Source organism: Bacillus sp. DU-106 (assembly GCF_004799705.1).
Lineage (GTDB): Bacteria > Bacillota > Bacilli > Bacillales > Bacillaceae_G > Bacillus_A > Bacillus_A cereus.
This window is the reverse complement of sequence record NZ_CP026607.1, coordinates 4,635,938-4,656,237: the sequence shown is the minus strand read 5'-3', so window position 1 is coordinate 4,656,237 and position 20,300 is coordinate 4,635,938. Positions and strand designations below refer to the sequence as shown.

Below are 20,300 nucleotides of genomic sequence, written 5' to 3'. Positions count from 1 at the left end.
CAATAAAGGATGTTACTATTTAGTAGAAAGAGTGGTAAGCATGTTAGATTGGATGAAAAAGCTGTTTAACAAAGAGGAAGAACAAACAGCGATGAATAAAGAAGTACCAAAGCAAATTGAAAGTCAGCCGAAAATTCCTCGTGTAAACCACTACACTGAAGCAAGAGAAGCACAAATGGCAAGTAGGAATGCAGGTAAATGCCGTTTTCCTTTAGTACCGGATAATGGGTTCGATGAAGAGGATGAAAGCGAAGTAAATCGCTTCGAAGAACAACCTATTCAAGGAGTAACATATGAAGAACCTACTGCCCAAAGAGGAATAAAGGTGGAAAGAAGCAGACGACCGTATGTGGAAAAGGTAGTTTCTACATATGAAGAGCCGGAAGTGCAATATGAACCGGTGCGGGAGTCTGTCGTTAAAAAGGCATCTGCACCTTCGCAAGAGAGTAACCGTAGACCATTTCGTCCAACAGAAATGATTTCGCCAATTTATGGATATAATCGTCCTTCAGTAGAGAAAAAGGAAGAAAAGCAGGAGGAAGTAAAGGAAAGAGAAGACCTTGAAATATCTGTAGAGGGTAAATCAGTCGTTGATGCATGGTTAGAGAAAAAAGGATATAAATTATCTGATTTCTCAGAAGGACAAGCACCAACTTCTTCTAGTCATAGAGCTGCTAACCAGCAAGGAGAGCAACAATATGAAGAGAATAAAAAGGAAGAAAAGTCAGTAGTTGATCAATGGCTAGAGAAAAACGGTTATGAAATTGAACGCCAAGTGCCTTTAGTAGAAGAAAAAGAAGTGATTCAAGAAATGAGTACACCGCAGGAAGTTTCAGCGGATGAATTACTTCATAAAACAGTAGCTGAGCAGATGGAAAGTGCTAAGCTAGAAAAAGATGTAGTGGTGTTAAACGAAAACAATCTACAAGAAGAATTAGTAGCTTCTAAAGTAGAGCACGAGGATACAATATTATCAGAAGAAATTAAACGTAACACAGAAATAAAACAACCTACTATTGAAGTAGAAAAGCAAGCTCCAGAAGAATCAGTGATTGTCAAAGCAGAAGAAAAACTTGAAGAAACAATCATTGTGGAAATACCAGAAGAAGTGTCAAAAGTAGAAGTAATTGCAGAAACGGAAGAGCTTGAAGAAGTAGTTATGGAAACAGAGGCACCTGAAGAAGTGGAAGCAGAAGGGTCAGAAGAAGTGGAAGCAGAAGGGTCAGAAGAAGTGGAAGTAATTGCGGAAGCGAAAGAGTCAGAAGAAGTGGAAGTAATTGCAGAAACGAAAGAGCCAGAAGAAGTAGAAGTGATTGTAGAAACAGAAGAGTCAGAAGAAGTGGAAGTAATTGCGGAAGCGAAAGAGTCAGAAGAAGTGGAAGTAATTGCGGAAGCGAAAGAGTCAGAAGAAGTGGAAGTAATTGCAGAAACAGAAGAGTCAGAAGAAGTGGAAGTAATTGCGGAAGCGAAAGAGTCAGAAGAAGTGGAAGTAATTGCGGAAGCGAAAGAGTCAGAAGAAGTGGAAGTAATTGCGGAAGCGAAAGAGCTAGAAGAAGTGGAAGTAATTGCGGAAGCAGAAGAAACAGAAGTGATTGCAGAAACAAAAGCGCCTGTAGTAGAGACATTTGTAGCACTTGAGGAAATTCAGCAAGAAGATGAAGCAATTGAACAAAAGAGTGAATTCATACATGTTGCTGAGGCTGATGAACAAACGAAGAAAGATGTTCAAAGCTTTGCGAATGTTTTAATTGCAGAAACAGAGGAAAATAGACGAGTTGTAGAAGAAGCACAGGTCGCAGAAGAGCAACGAGTTGTAGAAGAAGCGCCAGTCGTAGAAGAGCAACGAGTTGTAGAAGAAACACCAATCGCAGAAGAGCAACCAGTTGTACAAAAAGAAGAACCAAAACGTGAGAAAAAGCGCCATGTACCATTTAATGTTGTTATGTTGAAACAAGATAGAACACGATTAATGGAAAGACATGCAGCTAGAGCAAATGCAATGCAGCCTTCTGCTAATGTACGAGTAGAGAATAAGCCAGTACAACAAGAGGTAGCAGAACCACAAGTGGAAGAACGCCCAGTGCAGCAAGTAGTAGCAGAACCACAAGTGGAAGAAAACCCAATGCAGCAGGTGGTAGTAGAACCACAAGTGGAAGAACGTCCAGTGCAGCAGGTGGTAGTAGAACCACAAGTGGAAGAGCGCCCAGTGCAGCAGGTGGTAGTAGAACCACAAGTGGAAGAGCGCCCAGTGCAGCAAGTAGCAGAACCACAAGTGGAAGAACGCCCAGTGCAGCAAGTAGTAGCAGAACCACAAGTGGAAGAGCAACCAATGCAGCAAGTAGTGGTAGAGCAAGTACAAAAGCCAATTTCAAGTACGGAAGTACAAGAGAAAGCATATGTTGTAAATCAAAGAGAGAACGATATGCGAAATGTATTGCATACACCACCGACATATACTGTTCCACCATTAGCGCTGTTGTCGATTCCACAGCAATCAGCGTTAGATAATACAGAATGGTTAGAGGAGCAGAAAGAATTATTAGATACAACGTTTAATAATTTTCACGTTGGCGCACATGTTATTAATGTATCGCAAGGGCCAGCGGTAACTCGTTTTGAAGTACAGCCAGACCCAGGTGTGAAAGTAAATAAAATTACAAACTTAAGTGATGATATTAAGTTAAGTTTAGCTGCGAAAGATATTCGTATTGAAGCGCCGATTCCAGGGAAGAGTGCAATTGGAATTGAAGTTCCAAATAAAGAAAGCAAGCCAGTATTTCTTCGCGAAATTTTAAGAAGTCCTGTATTCACAAAGAGTGAATCACCGCTTACTGTTGCGCTTGGACTTGATATTTCAGGGGACCCAATTGTAACGGATATTCGAAAAATGCCGCACGGACTTATTGCGGGTGCAACGGGTTCAGGTAAAAGTGTGTGTATTAACGCCATTTTAACGAGTATTTTATATAAAGCGAAACCACATGAAGTGAAGTTAATGTTAATTGATCCGAAGATGGTTGAGCTTGCACCATACAATTCTGTTCCGCATCTTGTAGCACCTGTTATTACGGATGTAAAAGCAGCGACAGCTGCATTAAAATGGGCAGTTGAGGAAATGGAACGCCGTTATGAATTGTTTGCACACGCAGGTGCTCGTGATTTAACTCGCTACAATACGATTGTAAGTGAGCGAGAAATTCCAGGAGAGACATTACCTTATATCGTTATTGTCATTGACGAGTTAGCCGATTTAATGATGGTAGCACCTGGTGATGTTGAGGAAGCGATTTGTCGTATTGCGCAAAAAGCACGTGCTTGTGGTATTCATTTATTAGTAGCGACGCAGCGTCCATCTGTAGATGTTATTACAGGTTTAATTAAGTCAAACATTCCAACGCGTATTGCGTTTACTGTATCATCTCAAGTTGATTCGCGTACGATTATTGATATTGGGGGCGCGGAGAAATTACTTGGCCGTGGTGATATGTTATTCTTAGGGAACGGTACATCTAAACCAGTTCGTGTACAAGGTGTATACGTATCGGATGATGAGATTGAAAAAACAGTTGATCATGTGAAAAAGCAAATGAAGCCGAATTACTTATTTAAGCAAGAGGATTTATTAGCGAAAACAGAACAAGCTGAGTCGGAAGACGAATTGTTCCTTGATGCATGTCAATTTGTTGTAGAACAAGGGGGAGCGTCCACATCTTCTGTACAGCGAAAATTCCGCATCGGTTATAATCGCGCGGCACGTCTCATTGAAGAGATGGAATCGCAAGGAATTATTTCTGAAGGTAGAGGAACGAAACCGAGAGATGTCCTTATTTCTGAGGATGAATTTGCCGCTATGCAGGAAACAAATGTATAGTAAACGGTTTTGCTGTATACTAAGAGAAAATGTTGGATAGTAAAGTAGGGAGTAAAGCGACATGAAAGAAATTGAATTAAAATTAAAAGGTGAAATAAATAGACTAACAAATAAAACATTTAAATTTGACGAACGTGTTGGAGAAGGTTGGTTCTCTGCCGTTTACTTTTTAAAGACTAGAGAAATCATCGAAGAATTTCGCCCGAAAAGTGTTGTAACGATGCAATTTTTCCAAAAGGAAAATGCAGTTCTTTGCGGAACGGATGAAGTAATTGCATTGCTACAAACATTCGCTAAAAATCCTGAGGAACTTGAAATTAACTCTTTAAAAGATGGCGATAAAATTAGTCCATTTGAAACAGTGTTAACAATTCATGGTCCTTATGAAAATTTCGGATTTTTAGAAGGTGTCATTGATGGGATTTTAGCTCGTCGTACATCGGTTGCGACAAACGTATATAACGTTGTCCAAGCTGCGCGTAGCGTAGATAAAGAAAAACCAGTTATTTTCATGGGAGATCGTGATGATCATTATACACAACAAGCTGGTGACGGTTATGCAGCATACATCGGAGGTATGAGCGCACAAGCGACGCATGCGATGAATGAATGGTGGGGCAAAAGTGGTATGGGGACGATGCCTCACGCATTAATTCAAATGTTTAATGGTGATGTTGTGGAAGCGGCAAAAGCATATCATAAGAAATTCCCAGAAGATGAATTAGTTGTATTAATTGATTACAACAATGATGTCATTACAGATGCACTTCGCGTAGCGCGTGAATTTGGATCAACATTAAAAGGTGTACGTGTAGATACGTCCCGCACGATGATTGATCAATACTTTATTCGCCACCCAGAAGTACTTGGAACATTCGATCCACGTGGTGTAAACCCATCGCTTGTATTCGCACTTCGTAAAGCACTTGATGAAGAAGGATTCCAGCATGTAGACATCGTTGTAACTGGTGGATTTGATGAGAAGCGTATTCGTGAATTTGAAGCTCAAAACGTACCTGTTGACATATACGGGGTAGGAAGTAGCTTATTAAAAATGAATATTGGCTTTACTGGTGATAATGTAGAACTAAATGGGAAACCAGAAGCAAAAGCTGGTCGTAAATATCGTCCAAACCCACGTTTAGAGCGTGTTCAATTAGAAAAAAGAGAAGAGATGTAAAAGAGAGAAAAACTGATAGGTGATTGACCCTATCAGTTTTTCTGTTATCATAGTATAGCGGCTTCTTTTTTGCTATAATGGACTTATTATGGACATATAAAGAAGTACGTACGAGTTTATCCTGATAAGTGAAGGGAAAGAATAACTTCACTACATCAAAAATGTATGATGATTACCAAAATAAGAAAAGATTCATATACTGTCTTATAGATAGGCCGTTGTATTAGTTCGAAATGTTGGAGGTTCTTTAAGATGACAGTTTACCATTTTGTAGGAATTAAAGGAACAGGAATGAGTTCATTAGCGCAAATTCTTCATGATATGAAGCATACTGTTCAAGGGTCTGATTATGAAAAGCGTTTCTTTACACAAACAGCGTTGGAAAAGCGTAGTATCTCGATCCTTCCTTTTGATAAGAATAATGTAGAAGAAGGACAAGTGATTATTGCAGGAAATGCATTTCCTGATACGCATGAAGAAATCGTAGCAGCAAAAGAATTAAACATCCCAGTCCATCGTTACCATCATTTCTTAGGTGACCTGATGAGCCAATACACAAGTGTTGCTGTAACTGGTGCACACGGAAAAACATCAACAACAGGTTTGTTAGCCCATGTAATGCAAGGTGCACACCCAACATCTTACCTTATTGGAGATGGAACAGGGCATGGGGTAGAAAATAGTAAGTATTTTGTATTTGAAGCTTGTGAGTATCGTCGTCATTTCTTGTCTTATAATCCAGACTATGCAATTATGACGAATATTGATTTTGATCATCCAGATTATTTTGCAGACATCAATGATGTATTCAGTGCATTCCAAGAGATGGCATTGCAAGTGAAAAAAGGCATTATTGCATGTGGAGATGATGAAGAACTTCAAAAAATTCAAGCGAAAGTACCTGTTATTTTCTATGGATTTGGAGAAGATAATGATTTCCAAGCACGCAACATTCAAAAGAGAACAGATGGTACGATATTTGATGTATTCGTTCGTAACACGTACTATGATACGTTCAAAATTACAGGATACGGCAATCACAGCGTATTAAATGCGTTAGCAGTAATCGCGCTTTGCCATTATGAAAATGTTGATGTAGAAGCAGTAAAACATCAATTAACAACTTTTGAAGGCGTAAAACGTCGCTTTAATGAAAAGCCGATGGGAGAGCAAGTAATCATCGATGACTACGCACACCATCCGACAGAGATTAATGCAACGATTGAAGCTGCTCGTCAAAAACATCCAGAGCGTGAAATTGTCGCTGTATTCCAGCCACATACATTCTCACGTACAGAAAAGTTCTTAGATGAGTTCGCAGAAAGCCTAAGCAAAGCTGACCAAGTATACTTATGTGATATTTTCGGATCAGCACGTGAAAACAAAGGTGAATTAACAATCGAAGATCTGCAAAAGCGTATTGACGGTGCAGAATTAATTACAGATACAACAACGGATGTATTAAAGAAACATAAAAACGGCGTTCTAATTTTCATGGGCGCAGGTGACATCCAAAAATTCGAAGCGGCTTACGTAAAAGAAGTTCAAGTTGCAGAGAAATAATAGAAAAGACGCATAGCTTGGCTGTGCGTCTTTTTTATGTTGTCGTGGTTGTGCATTAATGTTGAAACGTCGATATATATGGAGTTGTGTTCGATATGTTTCAAAAATCGTTGATATATTGGTACGCGTTTTGAAATATAAATGTTAGAATAATAAGAAAACTAAAAAGGGGACTAAAAAATATGTTCACACTCCGAGTAGATGACGAAATCGAACTACAATTACTAGAAAAACATCATAAAGAGGAACTATATCAATTAATAAATCAAAACCGTAACCATTTAAGAAGATGGCTTCCTTGGGTAGATGGGACGAAATCTGCTGATGCTTATGATGAGATTTGTCCGATGTGGTTAAAGAAGTTTGCAGAGGGAGACGGTTTTGAAAGTGGCATACGTTATAAAGGGAAGCTTGTTGGGATGGTAGGCATTCATCCAGTGAGCTGGGGGAAGAAAGTGGCGAGCCTTGGATATTATCTGGCAGAAGATGCTGGCGGGAAAGGCATTATGACGCGTAGCGTAAAGGCTGTACTTCACTATGCATTTGAGAATTTAAAATTAAATAAAATGGAAATTAGATGCGGTGTTGAAAATGTGAAAAGCCGCGCGATCCCAGAACGTTTAGGATTTAAGTTAGACGGTGTTTTAAGAGATGAAGAATGGCTATACGATCACTTCCACGATATCGCTGTATATAGTTTATTAGCTTCAGAGTGGAAGGAGATTCGATGAACGAGAAGATTCATATTGTTCCGTATGAAAGTAAATTTCAAGACGAAGTAGTAAATCTTATCGTTCATATTCAGCAAAAAGAGTACAATGTCCCCATTACGAAAGAAGAGCAGCCAGACCTGCTTGAAATAGAAACATTTTATCAAAGGAATCATGGAAACTTTTGGGTAGCAAATTATGATGGTAAAGTAGTTGGAACAGTAGCTTTATTAGATATTGGGAATCATCAAGTAGCGTTAAGAAAAATGTTCGTAAAAAAAGAATTTCGCGGAAAAGAGTGGGGTGCATCACATAAGTTGCTCCAAACAGCAATTTCATGGGCTGAGAATAAAAAGCTGAAAGATATTTACTTAGGAACGACAGTGAAATTTTTAGCGGCGCATCGCTTTTATGAAAAGAATGGTTTTCAAAGTGTGAGTATAGACGAGTTGCCGAAAAACTTTCCGGTGCTACAGGTAGATAAGAAATTTTATAGGTACATTGTGTAAAAGGTCATTTAGAAATGGCCTTTTTCTATGAACTAAAATGGAAATAGTGGTATAATTTGGATTAGGGGGTGTAGGTATGAACTTTCCAATTCAAAGAAGTAAGTCAGTAGTCATTTTCGTTTGCCTTACGTTAGTTTTTATGTTTATATATCCAATTGTCATGCTTTTCACTAATAAAGCGCATTGGATGTCAGCGTTGATTGGGATGGGTTTATGCTTCATTGTAAATGTACCACTCGTTTGGGAAGTATTTATTAAAAAACATAAAGTAGAAAATGGCGTATTAAAGTACGGTATTTTAAATGATGATATTGTATTAAAAGATGTGAGAATTATACGTCAGGTCGGAAAGTCTCTTGAAATTACGACGAATGCATATAAAGTACATATGGTTGCGATGCCGCAAGATATGAATGAATTTTTGGCGCTTATCGAAAAAGAAAATCCACATGTGAAAATAGAAATGGTGGGTAAGAAATGAAATATGTAAAAGCTTTGTTTTGCTTAGAAATATTACTGGTGCTTGCTATTTGCACTAGAGTATATATGAAATGGGATTTGCCCTTATATATACCAATATTAATAAGTACTATTGCAGTGGCACTTTTATATTATTTTCATTTTCAGCAAACAAAAAGTGAGAAAAGTAGCACTATGTAGTTAGGGGGATTAGAAATGAAAAAAGCCCTTATGTTATTTTTACTTCTGTTAACTGCATCCTTTCTTTTAATAGGGTGTAGTGCGAAGAAGGAAAAGGCTGATATGAACTTAGAAAAGGCACAAAAAGTTGAAATTGAATCACTTACTGATTCAAGTGAGAAAAAAGTAATTACCGATAAGAAAAAAATTGAAAAGCTGTTTGAAGTCATGAAAATGGATAAGTGGAAAATGCAATCGGCTCCTTTAGATACTCCGCAAGGGAAAACATTTACAATGTATCAAGAGGATACACCGAAATTATTGGATTCGAGTAAAGATAAAAAAGAGTTACATGAAATTGGTACGATGACAGTATATAAAGATGTCCCTTATGTCGAAGTTGAAATGAAAAATAAGAAAATGAGTTTTAAAGTGCCAGAAGATGTGGCGAAAGAGTTATTAAAGTATTAATAAAAAAAACGCTCGGAAAAATCCCGAGCGTTTTTTTTATTATTTTAAGTTCTCTGGGTTTAAAGCTTCTAATTCAGGTACAACGAAGCGCCCGTCTTTACGGATTAGTACGTCGTCAAAGTAAATTTCGCCGCCGCCGTATTCAGGGCGTTGGATACATACTAAGTCCCAATGGATGTTCGAGTTGTTACCGTTCCATGCATCGTCGTAAGCTTGTCCAGGAGTGAAGTGGAAGCTGCCATCGATTTTTTCATCGAATAGGATGTCTCCCATTGGATGTAAGATGTATGGGTTTACGCCGATTGCGAACTCACCAACGTAGCGTGCGCCTTCGTCTGTATCGAAGATTTTGTTAATGCGTTCTGAATCGTTTGCAGTTGCTTCAACGATTTGGCCGTTCTCGAACTTAAGTTGTACATTTTCAAATGTATAACCGTTGTAAGGAGATGGTGTGTTGTAAGAAACTGTACCGTTAACAGAATCACGAACTGGTGCAGAGTATACTTCACCGTCTGGAATGTTTAAATGACCGGAGCATTTAATTGCTGGAATGTCTTTAATAGAGAATGTTAAGTCAGTTCCAGGACCAGTTAAACGAACTTTATCTGTTTTATTCATTAATGTAACAAGGCTGTCCATCGCCTTATCCATTTTACCGTAGTCTAAGTTACATACTTCAAAGTAGAAGTCTTCGAAAGCTTCTGTACTCATTTTAGCAAGCTGTGCCATAGAAGCATTTGGGTAGCGAAGAACAACCCAGCGTGTTTTTGGAACGCGAATGTCTCTATGAACTTTTTTACCAACTGTTTGGCCATGAACTTTCATACGCTCACTTGGAACGTCAGCTTGTTCATTAATATTATCGCCAGAGCGAAGGCCGATATAAGCGTCCATGTCTTTCATTACGCTTGCTTCATATGCAGCGATTTGTTCGAAATGTTCTTCAGTAGCACCCATTAATAAAGAGCGATCTACTTGATGATCTTTTAAAGAGACGAATGGGAAACCACCAGCTGCATATGCTTCTTTTACAAGTGCAGTTACAAGTTCTTTTTGTAAGCCAAAGTTTTCAATTAATACTTTTTCACCTTTTTGTAAGCGGATAGAGTAGTTAATTAAATTGTATGCTAACTTTTCAATACGTGGATCTTTCATATGTAAAGCCTCCCTACTAATTATGTATCCTCTCCTATTGTAACCTACTTAGTGGAATTTGTTGAATGATTTATGTTACAGTTAACGAATAAGTATGAAAATTCTAATGATGAGATAGGGATTAGAATGAAACGGAAAATGATTGTATAATAGGGGAAAGTATGAAAAAGATAAAGGAAGTGATGAAATGCAAGTTCTTTTATATGTAAGTGCGGCTATTATCGCGGTTGCTTTCGCAGTATTAGTAGTGTATGTATGTAGAACGTTGTTATCGGTTCAGAAGACGTTAGAAAACGTTGCAAGCACGTTAGAAGGTTTAGAAAAACAAATGCAAGGAATTAGCGTAGAGACAGAGCAATTATTACATAAAACGAATGCGTTAGCTGATGATATTCAACAGAAGTCACAGTCATTAAATAAAGTGGTAGCGGGTGTAGATGGGATTGGAACGACAATCCAATCTTTAAATACGAAGCTTCGTAATGTATCAGACTCTGTAACGGACGAAATTGAAAATAACGCTGATAAAGTAGCGCAAGTTGTACAGTGGAGCAGTGCGGCGATTGAAGTATACAATCATTACCGTGCGTCGAGACAAGAGAAGAAGGTTGAAAAAGAAGAGCGTAAATTAGAAAGAATTGAGAAAAAAGTTGAAAAGAAAGAGAAACGCTCTAGATTTCGTATGAGAGGTGAATCGTGATGAATATGACAAAACTTGAAACAATTGAAGAGCTTGAAGTCTTAGTAGAAAAGAACGAGCCGTATGTTCTTTTTAAACACAGTACGACATGCCCAATTAGTCACGGTGCATACACAGAATTTCAAGCGTATTGCAGCGAAGAAAGAGAAGTACCAGCGTATTACTTATACGTACAAGATGCGAGAGATGTGTCAAATCGTGTTGCAGAACAATACAGTATTAGACATGAATCACCGCAAGTGTTATACATAAAAGATGGGATGGTAGTATGGAATACATCTCATTGGAATATTAAAAAAGATGCTTTAGAAGAGAATATAAAGTAAAAAGAAGCAAGCTAAAGGTGCTTGCTTCTTTTTTTTTGTTTTTGTTGAAATATATTTAGTGGTACACTATTAATAGTTCAAACTAAATAACTAGATTGTTGAAAGTAGGTTTTAAGTAATGAAGAAAATGGCATTATCCTTCGCAGTCGTAAGTTTATTACTGGGAGCTTGTAGTAACAATAGTAATACGATTAGTAAGAAGGATGAAGTTATACAAAAAGATACAAAAGAAAAAAGTATGATTCCGAGAACTGCTGTTTCTAAAGATTATTATAGAACTGTTATTCCTTTAAAAGAACAAAAGGTTATTAATACAGCTAATATAAAAACAAATTCTAAATTAGATTTAGCAGAGTATGAAAATGGTTTAATAAATATTGCAACGCAGCAATTTGATACAGAGAGTCACGTACTGCAATTAAACCAGTATATTCCAGAGAAACTAATTGATGAACTAGTTGCGAAAGTAGAAGCGCCAGTTTTGACAAATATTATAGAACAAGATTATTTCGGAAAACAGAATTCAAATGAATTAAGTTTATCTGGTGTTATGATTGGCTTAGCTATGTCTTCAAGTGTATCGAATGAAGAGGCTATGTCTAAAGGGACTGAAGTTGCTAAACAACTTATTGAAGCTATTAACAAAAATGATAAATATAACAAATCTCCAATTACGTTTGCTATCTTTAAGCAAGAAAGTACAAGTTCTTTAAAAAATGGTACGTATATTGCTAGTGCTACTGTTCAAAAGAATGATACGAACCTTGGAAATTGGAGTACGATCGATGAAAAGTCGTATTCATATCCTTCTGATGAATTTACACAAGCACATGGAGAAGATAATACAAAAATAAATAACTTTGCTAAGGAAATAAAAGGTTTTTCTAATGGAGATTTTATTCCAGTCAACGCTAAAGTTTCTTATAAGAAAGATCAAATGGATACATTAAATATGAATATTGTTATTAAATATAACGGTAAAACAGAATTAATGGCTCTTACCCAATTGGCTGCTCAAGGCATGTTAGACAAATTGCCTAAAGATGCGAAAGTACAATTACAGATCAAGTCCGAGAGTAAAATTGAGGCCGTTATTATAAAAGAGAAAAACAGTGATAAACCGTTTGTTTCCTTCTTGTAAAAAAAGACAGTATGTAAACTGTCTTTTTTTTATTTTAAATGAAAATATATAATGTTTTTTGATAGTAATTCCTTGCTGTATATCGTGTGACAATCGTATATGTATCAGCTATAATAAATTATCTTAAAAAAGTAACATATAGGAATTTGAAAGAGGTGGCTTTCTTATGGCATCACAACAATTAGGTCGTTTACGTTCTGAAATTGATCAACTTAATTTACAAATATTAGAGTTACTAAACGAAAGAGGTCGTCTCGTACAAGAAGTTGGTAATTTAAAAGAAGTACAAGGTGTGAAACGTTTTGATCCTGTACGTGAAAGAAATATGCTGGATTTAATTGCAGAGAATAATAATGGTCCATTTGAAACTTCGACTTTACAACATATTTTCAAACAAATTTTTCAAGCTGGTTTAGAATTACAAGAAGACGATCATCGTAAAGCATTACTTGTTTCTCGTAAGAAAAAAACAGAAGATACGATTGTTGAAATTAATGGTGAAAAAATTGGTGACGGAAATCAGCATTTTATTATGGGACCGTGTGCAGTGGAAAGTTATGAACAAGTACGTCAAGTTGCTGAAGCAATGAAAGGGCAAGGTCTGAAATTAATGCGTGGTGGTGCGTTTAAACCACGTACTTCACCGTATGATTTTCAAGGTCTTGGATTAGAGGGATTACAAATTTTGCGCCAGGTAGCAGATGAATATGATTTGGCTGTTATTAGTGAAATTTTAAATCCGAATGATATTGAGATGTCATTAGATTACGTTGATGTTATTCAAATTGGCGCTCGCAATATGCAAAACTTTGATTTGCTAAGGGCAGCTGGTGCTGTGAATAAACCAGTATTATTAAAACGTGGTCTATCAGCAACGATTGAAGAATTCATTAATGCGGCAGAATATATTATGGCAAAGGGAAATGGGAACATTATTTTATGTGAACGAGGTATTCGCACGTATGAAAGAGCGACGCGTAATACGCTTGATATTTCCGCTGTGCCGATTTTAAAGAAAGAAACACATTTACCTGTCGTTGTCGATGTAACGCATTCTACAGGGCGACGTGACCTTCTCTTACCAACTGCAAAAGCAGCGATGGCAATTGGTGCAGACGCAATTATGGCTGAAGTACATCCAGATCCAGCTGTAGCTTTATCTGATGCAGCGCAACAAATGAATATACCGCAGTTCAATGATTTTATGAATGAATTAAAATCATTTGGAAGTAAATTATAAAAACTTTTAATGAGCTGTTCCAAAAAGGCATTTTGGAACAGCTTTCTCCTATTGTATAGCGACTGTCATTGTCGATTTTTGTTGGTAAGTTGATATATTTAAAAAATCGCTGATATAATTAGAGTTGCGGTCGATATATTTGGAAAATCGCTGATATATTTCGAGTTACAGTCGATATATTCGAAAAATCGCCGATATAAATTTCATTTACTATCGTACTGCTTAAAATAAGATTTCTACTAAGGAAACATCTATTTTTTTACAAAAAATGCCCTTTTTTCATAAAAAATACGAAAATACGAGAAAAGAAGCGAATTTTTTCGAAACTTTTGCGGGAAAATATTGTATGAGCCTGCGTTTTTATCGTATCATTAGTAAAAGGAAGAACTCGGGACGATTGGTGGCATCTGCAAATAGAGTTGATGTCTTTTTTTCATTCAAGTAACCGATACATAAAAATAGATAACAAAAATAGAAGGAGTGTGCGATGAGATGAACGTAACAATATATGATGTAGCGCGTGAAGCGAACGTTTCAATGGCTACCGTATCACGCGTTGTGAACGGTAACCCAAATGTAAAGCCTACAACAAGAAAGAAAGTATTAGAAGCAATTGATCGTTTAGGATACCGCCCAAATGCGGTAGCACGTGGACTAGCAAGTAAGAAGACAACTACAGTAGGTGTTATTATTCCTGATATCTCAAATACGTTTTATGCAGAACTAGCTCGTGGAATTGAAGATATCGCAACAATGTACAAATATAACATCATTTTAAGTAACTCTGACCAAAACAAAGAGAAAGAGTTCCATTTATTAAATACGATGCTTGGAAAACAAGTGGACGGAATTGTTTTCATGGGTGAAGATATTACAGACATTCACATTGAAGAATTTAAAAAATCTCCAGTACCAATTGTATTAGCAGCATCATTTGATGAGCAAAATGAAACGCCATCAGTCAATATTGATTATACACAAGCAGCTTATGATGCAATGAAGCACTTTATCGAGCAAGGACATAAACGTATCGGTTTCGTCTCTGGTCCTTTCATTGATAAAGCGGGAAGCGCGAAGAAGTTACAAGGTTATAAAAAAGCTTTAGAAGAAGCAGGTATTTCATATGATGAAAATCTTGTAATCGATGGAGATTACACATATGACTCAGGTATCGAAGCATTCGAAAAGCTTTGGAGCAATGATGAAAAGCCAACAGCAATCTTCGTATCTTCTGATGAAATGGCACTAGGTGTAATCCATGCAGCACAAGACGCTGGATTAAACGTACCAACTGACGTAGAAGTACTTGGTTTCGATAATACACGCCTTGCATTAATGGTTCGTCCGCAGCTTTCAACAGTTGTTCAACCGATGTATGATATCGGTGCAGTAGCAATGCGTCTATTAACAAAGTATATGAACAAAGAAAAAGTGGAAGATCACACTGTTATCTTACCTCACCGTATCCAATTTAGAGATTCAACGAAGTAAGTATAAAAAAGCTCACAGCGATTGCTGTGAGCTTTTATTCGTATTCAGGATAGTATTTTTGTACGACTGCATTTACCATTTCGTCTTTCTTAACGTGTAAAAATCTTGCATACAATTCTTTTCCGGTTTCAAATGGGGTATCGTCTAATTCAAACACATGCAATAGTTTTCGAAACGTCCATGTTATTTGCTCGCCGTACATATTATCGTACGTATGCTCAGACTGTATAGCAATTTGTTCACCTAGTGCATGAGCTTCTTCCAAACTGTTTGCTTTAACAAGAATAATACTTTCTTCAAAAAGTGTATCGTGATTCTCTTCATAATGCTCATCAATTTTCGTAGAATCAGGCTCACTAGAATGAACAGACTCAAACAATAATTTTACAGCGTACATATTATGCTGCATGGTTCACTTTATAAATAATACTTGCGACAAGCGAAGCAGGTATTGTAAATACGTTACTTTGATAATGGTAATGTACTTGGGATTCTTCATAAGACATGTTGTCATATAGTTCATTTTGTGAGACACTCATTTTTTCTGTTTTTCTTTGAGCATTTTAATGTAGTTGTACTGTATTGGGACGAGAATGATGAAATAAGCTAATACGATTAGTGAAATCCAAATCATTATGAACACTCCCTTATAAAGAATATTTCTATATAACAATTATATCAATAAAAAGAAAAAATAACCATTTTTTGTTAGAGCTAATTTTCTTCTAAAAATGCAAACAGTTCCTTTTGATTTTTTAAATTGTGATCAATACATGTTCGAGCAACATATTTCAATCCTTGTAATAATGCATCTACGTGAAAAGTATCATAATGAATTATATTTCCCTCTACCATCGTTTCGTCTTTTTGCAAGTTAATTGATATTTTTAGTACAGTTATATTACTTTGTAAATTTACAACTTCGATGTAAAAAAACTGTTTGTCTAAGTCAATCGTAACATAATCGAATCGTTCGGATAGCTCTAATTTATATGTAGTAGTATATTCCAAATGAAAGCCTCCTTATTGTATAAGTGTATGTTATAATGCCTTCGCTATAGATGGGGCTATTCCTTGTTATATGTCACATAAGTGCAAATTTAACTATTATAGGGCAATGTCATGTATAATAGAAAGAAAAGGCTTGTGAGGGGGGAAAAGAGATGATCGTTCTTTGGATAATTACGCTTTGTATGACTGCTATTTTTGCATATATGACGTTAAAACAAAATGGTTTAAAGCGATTTGTTCCAGGAAGTATTCTTGCAGGAATTGCCCTTATCACGTATGTAATTTCTATTTTTATTGAAAGTGTATCAGTAGATATGAGCACAAGTTTAATGTTTATTGGTATTACACTATTTGCAGGTAGCATTATGGTACTTATGGTTGCTGGTATTATTTTATTTATTCATATGAATTCGGAAACGTTATAGCATATAGAAAAGGCATGTCCCGAGGGGACATGCCTTTTTATCCGTTCAATTATGCTCTATCTTTAGAAGAGTTTTGCTGTTTTAGTAAGTCGCGAATTTCGCCAAGAAGTTCTTCTTCTTTTGTTGGTTCTGGAATTTCTTCCTCTTTTTCTTCTTCTTTTTTAGATGTTAGTTTGTTGAAAACTTTAACAAACATAAAGATAGAAGCTGCGATAATTAAGAAGTCAAAAATTGTTTGGATGAAGTTACCATACATAACAGCAGATTTACCGTATCCAAAGTGTAAACTTGTAAAGTCAACGCCACCTAATACCATACCAAGTAATGGTGTGATGATATCTTTTACTAAAGAACTAACGATTTTACCGAATGCAGCACCGATTACAACCCCGACAGCTAAATCAACGACATTCCCTTTGAAAGCGAATTTTTTAAACTCGTTCCACATGTGTTAATCCCATCCTTTCCACGATTCATTATGAAATTTATAATTCCTATCAACATATTCTATAGAAATTTACGAGAGAAATAAAGAGGGAATGGGAATGAAAGTAAATTCTGAAAAATGTATCCGTTTTAATTTTTGTTTACATCATCTAGTAAAGATTGTAGCATTTGCTGCGTTTTTAATCCTTCTAATCCATCTACAACAGGCTTTGTATCGCCTTGTACACACTCAATAAAATGATGAACAGCATCTTCAAAACCACGTTGTTTTAACGTCGTATCCCATGATGGGGAACCACTTTGTGAAACTGAGTTTTCCTGTTCAATTTCAAATGTATTCATATTTTTTACGCGAATGATTTTCCCTGGCGTTACAAGTTCAATTTGTTCTAAATTTGTACCGGCATGGCGATGCATTGCAGTAGAAAGTAACAGTCCACTTGGAGTTGTATATGTATGATGTCCGTAAAGAAGTTCATTCTTTTCATTGATTTGCATCATATTGTGAACGGCGTTAAGGTCATCATTAGCTAACCAGCGAGCGGTATCTACAATGTGTAAATAATCATCTAACATAGTGAAGTCGTACGTATATGGCCCGACTTTATTTGTACGATGCTTTTCAATTCGAATCCATGAAATATCATTAGCCTGTTCTTTGGCAGCGACATACATAGGAACGAATCTGCGATTAAATCCGACCATTAATTTTCGGTTATACTTCTCGCTTAACTCGACTAGTTGCTCAGCTTGTTCCACTGTAGCTGCTAGCGGTTTATCAACATAAACGTCGATCCCTTTTTTTAGAAGTTCAGAAACGATTTCATAATGCGATGCAGTTGAACTATGAACGAAGATTGCATCGCATTCCGAAGCTAACATTTCAATAGAATGAAAGTCTTGAATTCGGTATTGCTGGCAAACTTGTTTTCTTTTCTCTGCGTTAGGTGTAAACGCCCCTACAAAATTCCAATCAGTTTCTTTTGTAAGTGTTGGAAGATAGGCCTTTTGCGCAATACTTCCAAGTCCAATCATCCCAATTTTAGGTTTGTTCATATTTATTCCCACCCTATTAATATTAATGTAACGGCTTAAATGTAGCATAGGGTGGGGGAGGAAGGCAAAAATTAGCTTTTTACTTACGGCCTTCTAACAAAATCTTCTCTATCTCCTCAAAGTGATGAGCGCGAGCATGCTCTAGCGGGGTAACACCATCATTGTCTGGAATATTTACATCTGCACCGTGCTCAATAAGAAGGCGAATGACTTGTTGCTGTGTTTCGTTTCCGTTACTTAGTACGATGGCTTCCATTAAAGCTGTCCATCCCAGGTTATTTACATGATTTACATCAATATTTGTTCGAGTGAGGAGTTCTTTTATGACGTCAATATAGCCATGTTCTGAAGCTGGGATAAGAGCTGTTCCGCCGTAACGATTTGTAATCGTAGGATCTGCACCAGCATCAATTGTTAGTTTTAAAATGTCTAAGTAACCTTCCGCACCGGCGTATAGAAAGGGATTATTTTTCATGTCATCTTGAATATTTACGTCAGCACCGGCTTTGATAAGTGCCTTTGCGGTTTTTACATCATTTTTGTATGTAGCAATCATAAGCGGAGTGCGTCCTTGACTATCCGTCGCATTTATATTTGCGCCTTGTTTTAGTAAAGATATAACAGTATTCGTTTCATTTTTTTCAGTAGCTGCTAGTAGTGCAGTCTCCATGTTTGCCATCTCCTTTTTTACTTCTTGTTCTTGCGAGCATCCTTGTAAAAAAATTACGCAACATATCATACTGAATGTTTTTTTGAACATGGAATTTCAACCTCCTAATTTCAACTGTAAAATAGGAACATTAAATTTTTATAAACTGACGCTAAAATTACTATAAAATCGCTTGAGTAATTGAACATATATTTTTATGCTTATAAATAATAAGGTTTGATAAAGTGAGGATTTAAGATATGTCTATTAAAACAAGGTTTTTATTTTCTTATATTGCTGTTATCCTCGTTTCCATTACGCTTATATTAGTCGCGGGATTTTTAATCGTTTTTTCGATAACAGGTGACTTGGAAGCAGTGAAAAATTTCTATAAAAGTTCTTACATTCAAAAGCCGCTTACACCAGAAGAAGAGAATGCCTATCTTGAGTTGAAGTCAGCAGCTAAACAGCATCAATCTCAATTGTTAGATGAGTCGTTTGTCTCAGCAATAGAAAAAGAGGGTGTGAAAATAGTAGTAAGAAAAGGAGAAACACTTTCATATGCTTCAAACGTATTTGAAAGTGTATCTTTAAAAGAAGCCCTTCCGAAATTTGAATCAGCAAATATTAATAGTCGTGGTACAACGGAACTAGGCGATACATTTTATCGATATGTAAAGTTTGATTTTTATTTTCCTCAGGAAGAAGAGGGAAGTATATTTGTATTAAAAAAGCAAAGTTCATTTGTAGATCTTACACAAAAATTATTTCCAATCTTATTCGTAGCGCTCTTACTACTAGCCATTTTACTCATTGGATTATTAAGTTACCTCGTTTCAAGAAGTGTAATAAAACCAATTTTTGTATTGAAAGGCGCAACGGAGAAAATTAAAGAAGGAAATTTAGATTTTCAAATACCAGTTACATCACACGATGAAATAGGGCAATTAAATCAAGGATTTGAGGAAATGAGGAAGAGATTAAAAGAATCGATAGAGATGCAAACGCAGTATGAAGAAAATCGAAAAGAGCTTATTTCAAACATCTCTCATGATTTAAAAACACCGATTACATCAATTATCGGATATGTAGAAGGAATAAAGGACGGAGTAGCAAATACGCCAGAAAAAATGGATAAGTATTTAACAACTATCCATACGAAAGCAAGACATATGGATACACTTATTGATGAATTATTTTTATTCTCAAAGCTCGATTTGAATCGAGTTCCCTTTCAGTTTGAAACGGTTGAATTGAATACGTTTATGCAAGAGTTAATCGAAGAGATGCAAATGGATTTAAGTAAAGAAGGTATAGAAGTTAACTTGCAATTACATACATCACCACTATATGTAACGGCTGATTGCGAAAAGATAAATAGAGTTATATCAAATTTAATTCATAATAGTGTGAAATACATGGATAAAGAAGAGAAGAAAATTACTGTAACAGTATCGAGTAATAATAATAAAGTTATTGTGAAAGTGATGGACAATGGATCAGGTATAGAATCTGATACGCTACCTTATATCTTTGAACGTTTTTATCGTGCAGAACAATCGCGGAATTCTAGCACAGGTGGAAGTGGACTTGGTTTAGCAATAGCGAAGCAAATTGTTGAAGAACATGGCGGGGAAATTTGGGCGGAAAGCGAGCTTGGTAAAGGCACAAGCATTTTCTTCTCATTGGAAAAAGTAGAGGAATGTGGTGAGTAAA

Annotated in this window: 21 protein-coding genes and 1 pseudogene; 15 read left to right on the top strand and 7 right to left on the bottom strand. The window is 36.4% G+C overall.

What is annotated here, in order from left to right; translation table 11 throughout:
• Nucleotides 1–40: 40 nt before the first annotated feature.
• The 8 genes from C3Y97_RS23710 to C3Y97_RS23675 all read left to right on the top strand — a co-directional run bounded on the left by C3Y97_RS23710 (nucleotide 41) and on the right by C3Y97_RS23675 (nucleotide 8,943).
• On the top strand, nucleotides 41–3,871 hold the full coding sequence (locus tag C3Y97_RS23710; RefSeq protein WP_136363673.1) for a DNA translocase FtsK: 3,831 nt from the start codon (nucleotides 41–43) through the stop codon (nucleotides 3,869–3,871).
• A 61-nt stretch (nucleotides 3,872–3,932) separates the two neighbouring features.
• The gene (locus C3Y97_RS23705) at nucleotides 3,933–5,051 is read left to right on the top strand and encodes a nicotinate phosphoribosyltransferase (RefSeq protein ID WP_000658370.1); all 1,119 of its coding nucleotides are present in this window, start codon (nucleotides 3,933–3,935) and stop codon (nucleotides 5,049–5,051) included.
• A 252-nt stretch (nucleotides 5,052–5,303) separates the two neighbouring features.
• Entirely contained in the window at nucleotides 5,304–6,614 is a 1,311-nt protein-coding gene (gene murC / locus C3Y97_RS23700) for a UDP-N-acetylmuramate--L-alanine ligase (protein ID WP_000219468.1), read from the top strand.
• A gap of 182 nt (nucleotides 6,615–6,796) precedes the next feature.
• Nucleotides 6,797–7,345 (top strand): GNAT family N-acetyltransferase, encoded by a 549-nt coding sequence (locus C3Y97_RS23695; protein WP_000494663.1) that lies wholly within the window; start codon nucleotides 6,797–6,799, stop codon nucleotides 7,343–7,345.
• Nucleotides 7,342–7,833 carry a GNAT family N-acetyltransferase gene (locus tag C3Y97_RS23690; RefSeq protein WP_001003091.1) on the top strand — a complete coding sequence of 164 codons (492 nt, stop codon included), beginning with the start codon at nucleotides 7,342–7,344 and terminating at the stop codon, nucleotides 7,831–7,833. The genes C3Y97_RS23695 and C3Y97_RS23690 overlap by 4 nt, the downstream gene beginning before the upstream one ends.
• A gap of 76 nt (nucleotides 7,834–7,909) precedes the next feature.
• The gene (locus C3Y97_RS23685; RefSeq protein WP_001010641.1) at nucleotides 7,910–8,314 is read left to right on the top strand and encodes a PH domain-containing protein; all 405 of its coding nucleotides are present in this window, start codon (nucleotides 7,910–7,912) and stop codon (nucleotides 8,312–8,314) included.
• Nucleotides 8,311–8,493 carry a hypothetical protein gene (locus C3Y97_RS28210; protein ID WP_000878324.1) on the top strand — a complete coding sequence of 61 codons (183 nt, stop codon included), beginning with the start codon at nucleotides 8,311–8,313 and terminating at the stop codon, nucleotides 8,491–8,493. Before C3Y97_RS23685 ends, C3Y97_RS28210 begins: the two co-directional genes overlap by 4 nt.
• A 15-nt stretch (nucleotides 8,494–8,508) precedes the next feature.
• The gene (locus C3Y97_RS23675; RefSeq protein ID WP_000709855.1) at nucleotides 8,509–8,943 is read left to right on the top strand and encodes a hypothetical protein; all 435 of its coding nucleotides are present in this window, start codon (nucleotides 8,509–8,511) and stop codon (nucleotides 8,941–8,943) included.
• Between the two features lie 39 nt (nucleotides 8,944–8,982).
• Here the strand turns inward: C3Y97_RS23675 and C3Y97_RS23670 are convergent, their stop codons facing one another.
• Nucleotides 8,983–10,098 carry an aminopeptidase gene (locus C3Y97_RS23670; protein ID WP_000654729.1) on the bottom strand — a complete coding sequence of 372 codons (1,116 nt, stop codon included), beginning with the start codon at nucleotides 10,096–10,098 and terminating at the stop codon, nucleotides 8,983–8,985.
• 187 nt (nucleotides 10,099–10,285) lie between these two features.
• Between C3Y97_RS23670 and C3Y97_RS23665 the strand changes: the two genes are divergently transcribed.
• From C3Y97_RS23665 to ccpA, 5 genes are all read left to right on the top strand, one after another.
• On the top strand, nucleotides 10,286–10,798 hold the full coding sequence (locus C3Y97_RS23665; protein WP_205688514.1) for a DUF948 domain-containing protein: 513 nt from the start codon (nucleotides 10,286–10,288) through the stop codon (nucleotides 10,796–10,798).
• On the top strand, nucleotides 10,798–11,124 hold the full coding sequence (gene ytxJ, locus C3Y97_RS23660; protein ID WP_001057469.1) for a bacillithiol system redox-active protein YtxJ: 327 nt from the start codon (nucleotides 10,798–10,800) through the stop codon (nucleotides 11,122–11,124). Before C3Y97_RS23665 ends, ytxJ begins: the two co-directional genes overlap by 1 nt.
• Nucleotides 11,125–11,242: 118 nt before the next feature.
• A complete protein-coding gene (locus C3Y97_RS23655; protein ID WP_000738025.1) occupies nucleotides 11,243–12,265 on the top strand; it encodes a CamS family sex pheromone protein in 1,023 nt (340 codons plus the stop codon).
• A gap of 166 nt (nucleotides 12,266–12,431) precedes the next feature.
• Nucleotides 12,432–13,505: a bifunctional 3-deoxy-7-phosphoheptulonate synthase/chorismate mutase gene (locus tag C3Y97_RS23650; RefSeq protein WP_000168209.1), complete on the top strand. Its 1,074-nt coding sequence runs from the start codon at nucleotides 12,432–12,434 to the stop codon at nucleotides 13,503–13,505.
• Between the two features lie 492 nt (nucleotides 13,506–13,997).
• A complete protein-coding gene (gene ccpA / locus C3Y97_RS23645; protein ID WP_001103297.1) occupies nucleotides 13,998–14,996 on the top strand; it encodes a catabolite control protein A in 999 nt (332 codons plus the stop codon).
• A gap of 34 nt (nucleotides 14,997–15,030) precedes the next feature.
• On the opposite strand, the gene C3Y97_RS23640 is transcribed toward ccpA, so the two are convergent.
• From C3Y97_RS23640 to dhp61, 3 genes and pseudogenes are all read right to left on the bottom strand, one after another.
• On the bottom strand, nucleotides 15,031–15,393 hold the full coding sequence (locus C3Y97_RS23640) for a DUF4288 domain-containing protein (protein WP_002182963.1): 363 nt from the start codon (nucleotides 15,391–15,393) through the stop codon (nucleotides 15,031–15,033).
• A gap of 1 nt (nucleotide 15,394) precedes the next feature.
• A pseudogene (locus C3Y97_RS23635) lies at nucleotides 15,395–15,630 on the bottom strand (DUF3949 domain-containing protein).
• A gap of 80 nt (nucleotides 15,631–15,710) precedes the next feature.
• The gene (gene dhp61, locus C3Y97_RS23630) at nucleotides 15,711–16,007 is read right to left on the bottom strand and encodes a protein Dhp61 (protein WP_000456864.1); all 297 of its coding nucleotides are present in this window, start codon (nucleotides 16,005–16,007) and stop codon (nucleotides 15,711–15,713) included.
• 152 nt (nucleotides 16,008–16,159) lie between these two features.
• On the opposite strand from dhp61, the gene C3Y97_RS23625 reads away from it, so the two are divergent.
• Nucleotides 16,160–16,432 carry a DUF3917 domain-containing protein gene (locus C3Y97_RS23625; protein WP_000636589.1) on the top strand — a complete coding sequence of 91 codons (273 nt, stop codon included), beginning with the start codon at nucleotides 16,160–16,162 and terminating at the stop codon, nucleotides 16,430–16,432.
• A gap of 49 nt (nucleotides 16,433–16,481) precedes the next feature.
• On the opposite strand, the gene mscL is transcribed toward C3Y97_RS23625, so the two are convergent.
• The 3 genes from mscL to C3Y97_RS23610 all read right to left on the bottom strand — a co-directional run bounded on the left by mscL (nucleotide 16,482) and on the right by C3Y97_RS23610 (nucleotide 18,695).
• Nucleotides 16,482–16,880, bottom strand: coding sequence for a large conductance mechanosensitive channel protein MscL (mscL, locus tag C3Y97_RS23620; protein ID WP_000267011.1), 399 nt, complete (start codon nucleotides 16,878–16,880; stop codon nucleotides 16,482–16,484).
• 128 nt (nucleotides 16,881–17,008) lie between these two features.
• Nucleotides 17,009–17,935, bottom strand: a complete 927-nt coding sequence (locus C3Y97_RS23615) for a Gfo/Idh/MocA family protein (RefSeq protein ID WP_001039693.1) — start codon at nucleotides 17,933–17,935, stop codon at nucleotides 17,009–17,011.
• A gap of 79 nt (nucleotides 17,936–18,014) precedes the next feature.
• Nucleotides 18,015–18,695: an ankyrin repeat domain-containing protein gene (locus tag C3Y97_RS23610; protein WP_000474105.1), complete on the bottom strand. Its 681-nt coding sequence runs from the start codon at nucleotides 18,693–18,695 to the stop codon at nucleotides 18,015–18,017.
• Nucleotides 18,696–18,844: 149 nt separating this feature from the next.
• On the opposite strand from C3Y97_RS23610, the gene C3Y97_RS23605 reads away from it, so the two are divergent.
• Nucleotides 18,845–20,299: a sensor histidine kinase gene (locus C3Y97_RS23605; RefSeq protein WP_000023865.1), complete on the top strand. Its 1,455-nt coding sequence runs from the start codon at nucleotides 18,845–18,847 to the stop codon at nucleotides 20,297–20,299.
• Nucleotide 20,300 lies beyond the last annotated feature (1 nt).

Excerpts from the sequence above, each read along its gene's own strand:
- C3Y97_RS23710 (WP_136363673.1), top strand. The coding sequence starts at position 41 with ATGTTAGATTGGATGAAAAAGCTGTTTAACAAAGAGGAAGAACAAACA.
- C3Y97_RS23705 (WP_000658370.1), top strand. The coding sequence starts at position 3,933 with ATGAAAGAAATTGAATTAAAATTAAAAGGTGAAATAAATAGACTAACA.
- murC (WP_000219468.1), top strand. The coding sequence starts at position 5,304 with ATGACAGTTTACCATTTTGTAGGAATTAAAGGAACAGGAATGAGTTCA.
- C3Y97_RS23695 (WP_000494663.1), top strand. The coding sequence starts at position 6,797 with ATGTTCACACTCCGAGTAGATGACGAAATCGAACTACAATTACTAGAA.
- C3Y97_RS23690 (WP_001003091.1), top strand. The coding sequence starts at position 7,342 with ATGAACGAGAAGATTCATATTGTTCCGTATGAAAGTAAATTTCAAGAC.
- C3Y97_RS23685 (WP_001010641.1), top strand. The coding sequence starts at position 7,910 with ATGAACTTTCCAATTCAAAGAAGTAAGTCAGTAGTCATTTTCGTTTGC.
- C3Y97_RS28210 (WP_000878324.1), top strand. The coding sequence starts at position 8,311 with ATGAAATATGTAAAAGCTTTGTTTTGCTTAGAAATATTACTGGTGCTT.
- C3Y97_RS23675 (WP_000709855.1), top strand. The coding sequence starts at position 8,509 with ATGAAAAAAGCCCTTATGTTATTTTTACTTCTGTTAACTGCATCCTTT.
- C3Y97_RS23670 (WP_000654729.1), bottom strand. The coding sequence starts at position 10,098 with ATGAAAGATCCACGTATTGAAAAGTTAGCATACAATTTAATTAACTAC.
- C3Y97_RS23665 (WP_205688514.1), top strand. The coding sequence starts at position 10,286 with ATGCAAGTTCTTTTATATGTAAGTGCGGCTATTATCGCGGTTGCTTTC.
- ytxJ (WP_001057469.1), top strand. The coding sequence starts at position 10,798 with ATGAATATGACAAAACTTGAAACAATTGAAGAGCTTGAAGTCTTAGTA.
- C3Y97_RS23655 (WP_000738025.1), top strand. The coding sequence starts at position 11,243 with ATGAAGAAAATGGCATTATCCTTCGCAGTCGTAAGTTTATTACTGGGA.
- C3Y97_RS23650 (WP_000168209.1), top strand. The coding sequence starts at position 12,432 with ATGGCATCACAACAATTAGGTCGTTTACGTTCTGAAATTGATCAACTT.
- ccpA (WP_001103297.1), top strand. The coding sequence starts at position 13,998 with ATGAACGTAACAATATATGATGTAGCGCGTGAAGCGAACGTTTCAATG.
- C3Y97_RS23640 (WP_002182963.1), bottom strand. The coding sequence starts at position 15,393 with ATGTACGCTGTAAAATTATTGTTTGAGTCTGTTCATTCTAGTGAGCCT.
- C3Y97_RS23625 (WP_000636589.1), top strand. The coding sequence starts at position 16,160 with ATGATCGTTCTTTGGATAATTACGCTTTGTATGACTGCTATTTTTGCA.
- mscL (WP_000267011.1), bottom strand. The coding sequence starts at position 16,880 with ATGTGGAACGAGTTTAAAAAATTCGCTTTCAAAGGGAATGTCGTTGAT.
- C3Y97_RS23615 (WP_001039693.1), bottom strand. The coding sequence starts at position 17,935 with ATGAACAAACCTAAAATTGGGATGATTGGACTTGGAAGTATTGCGCAA.
- C3Y97_RS23610 (WP_000474105.1), bottom strand. The coding sequence starts at position 18,695 with ATGTTCAAAAAAACATTCAGTATGATATGTTGCGTAATTTTTTTACAA.
- C3Y97_RS23605 (WP_000023865.1), top strand. The coding sequence starts at position 18,845 with ATGTCTATTAAAACAAGGTTTTTATTTTCTTATATTGCTGTTATCCTC.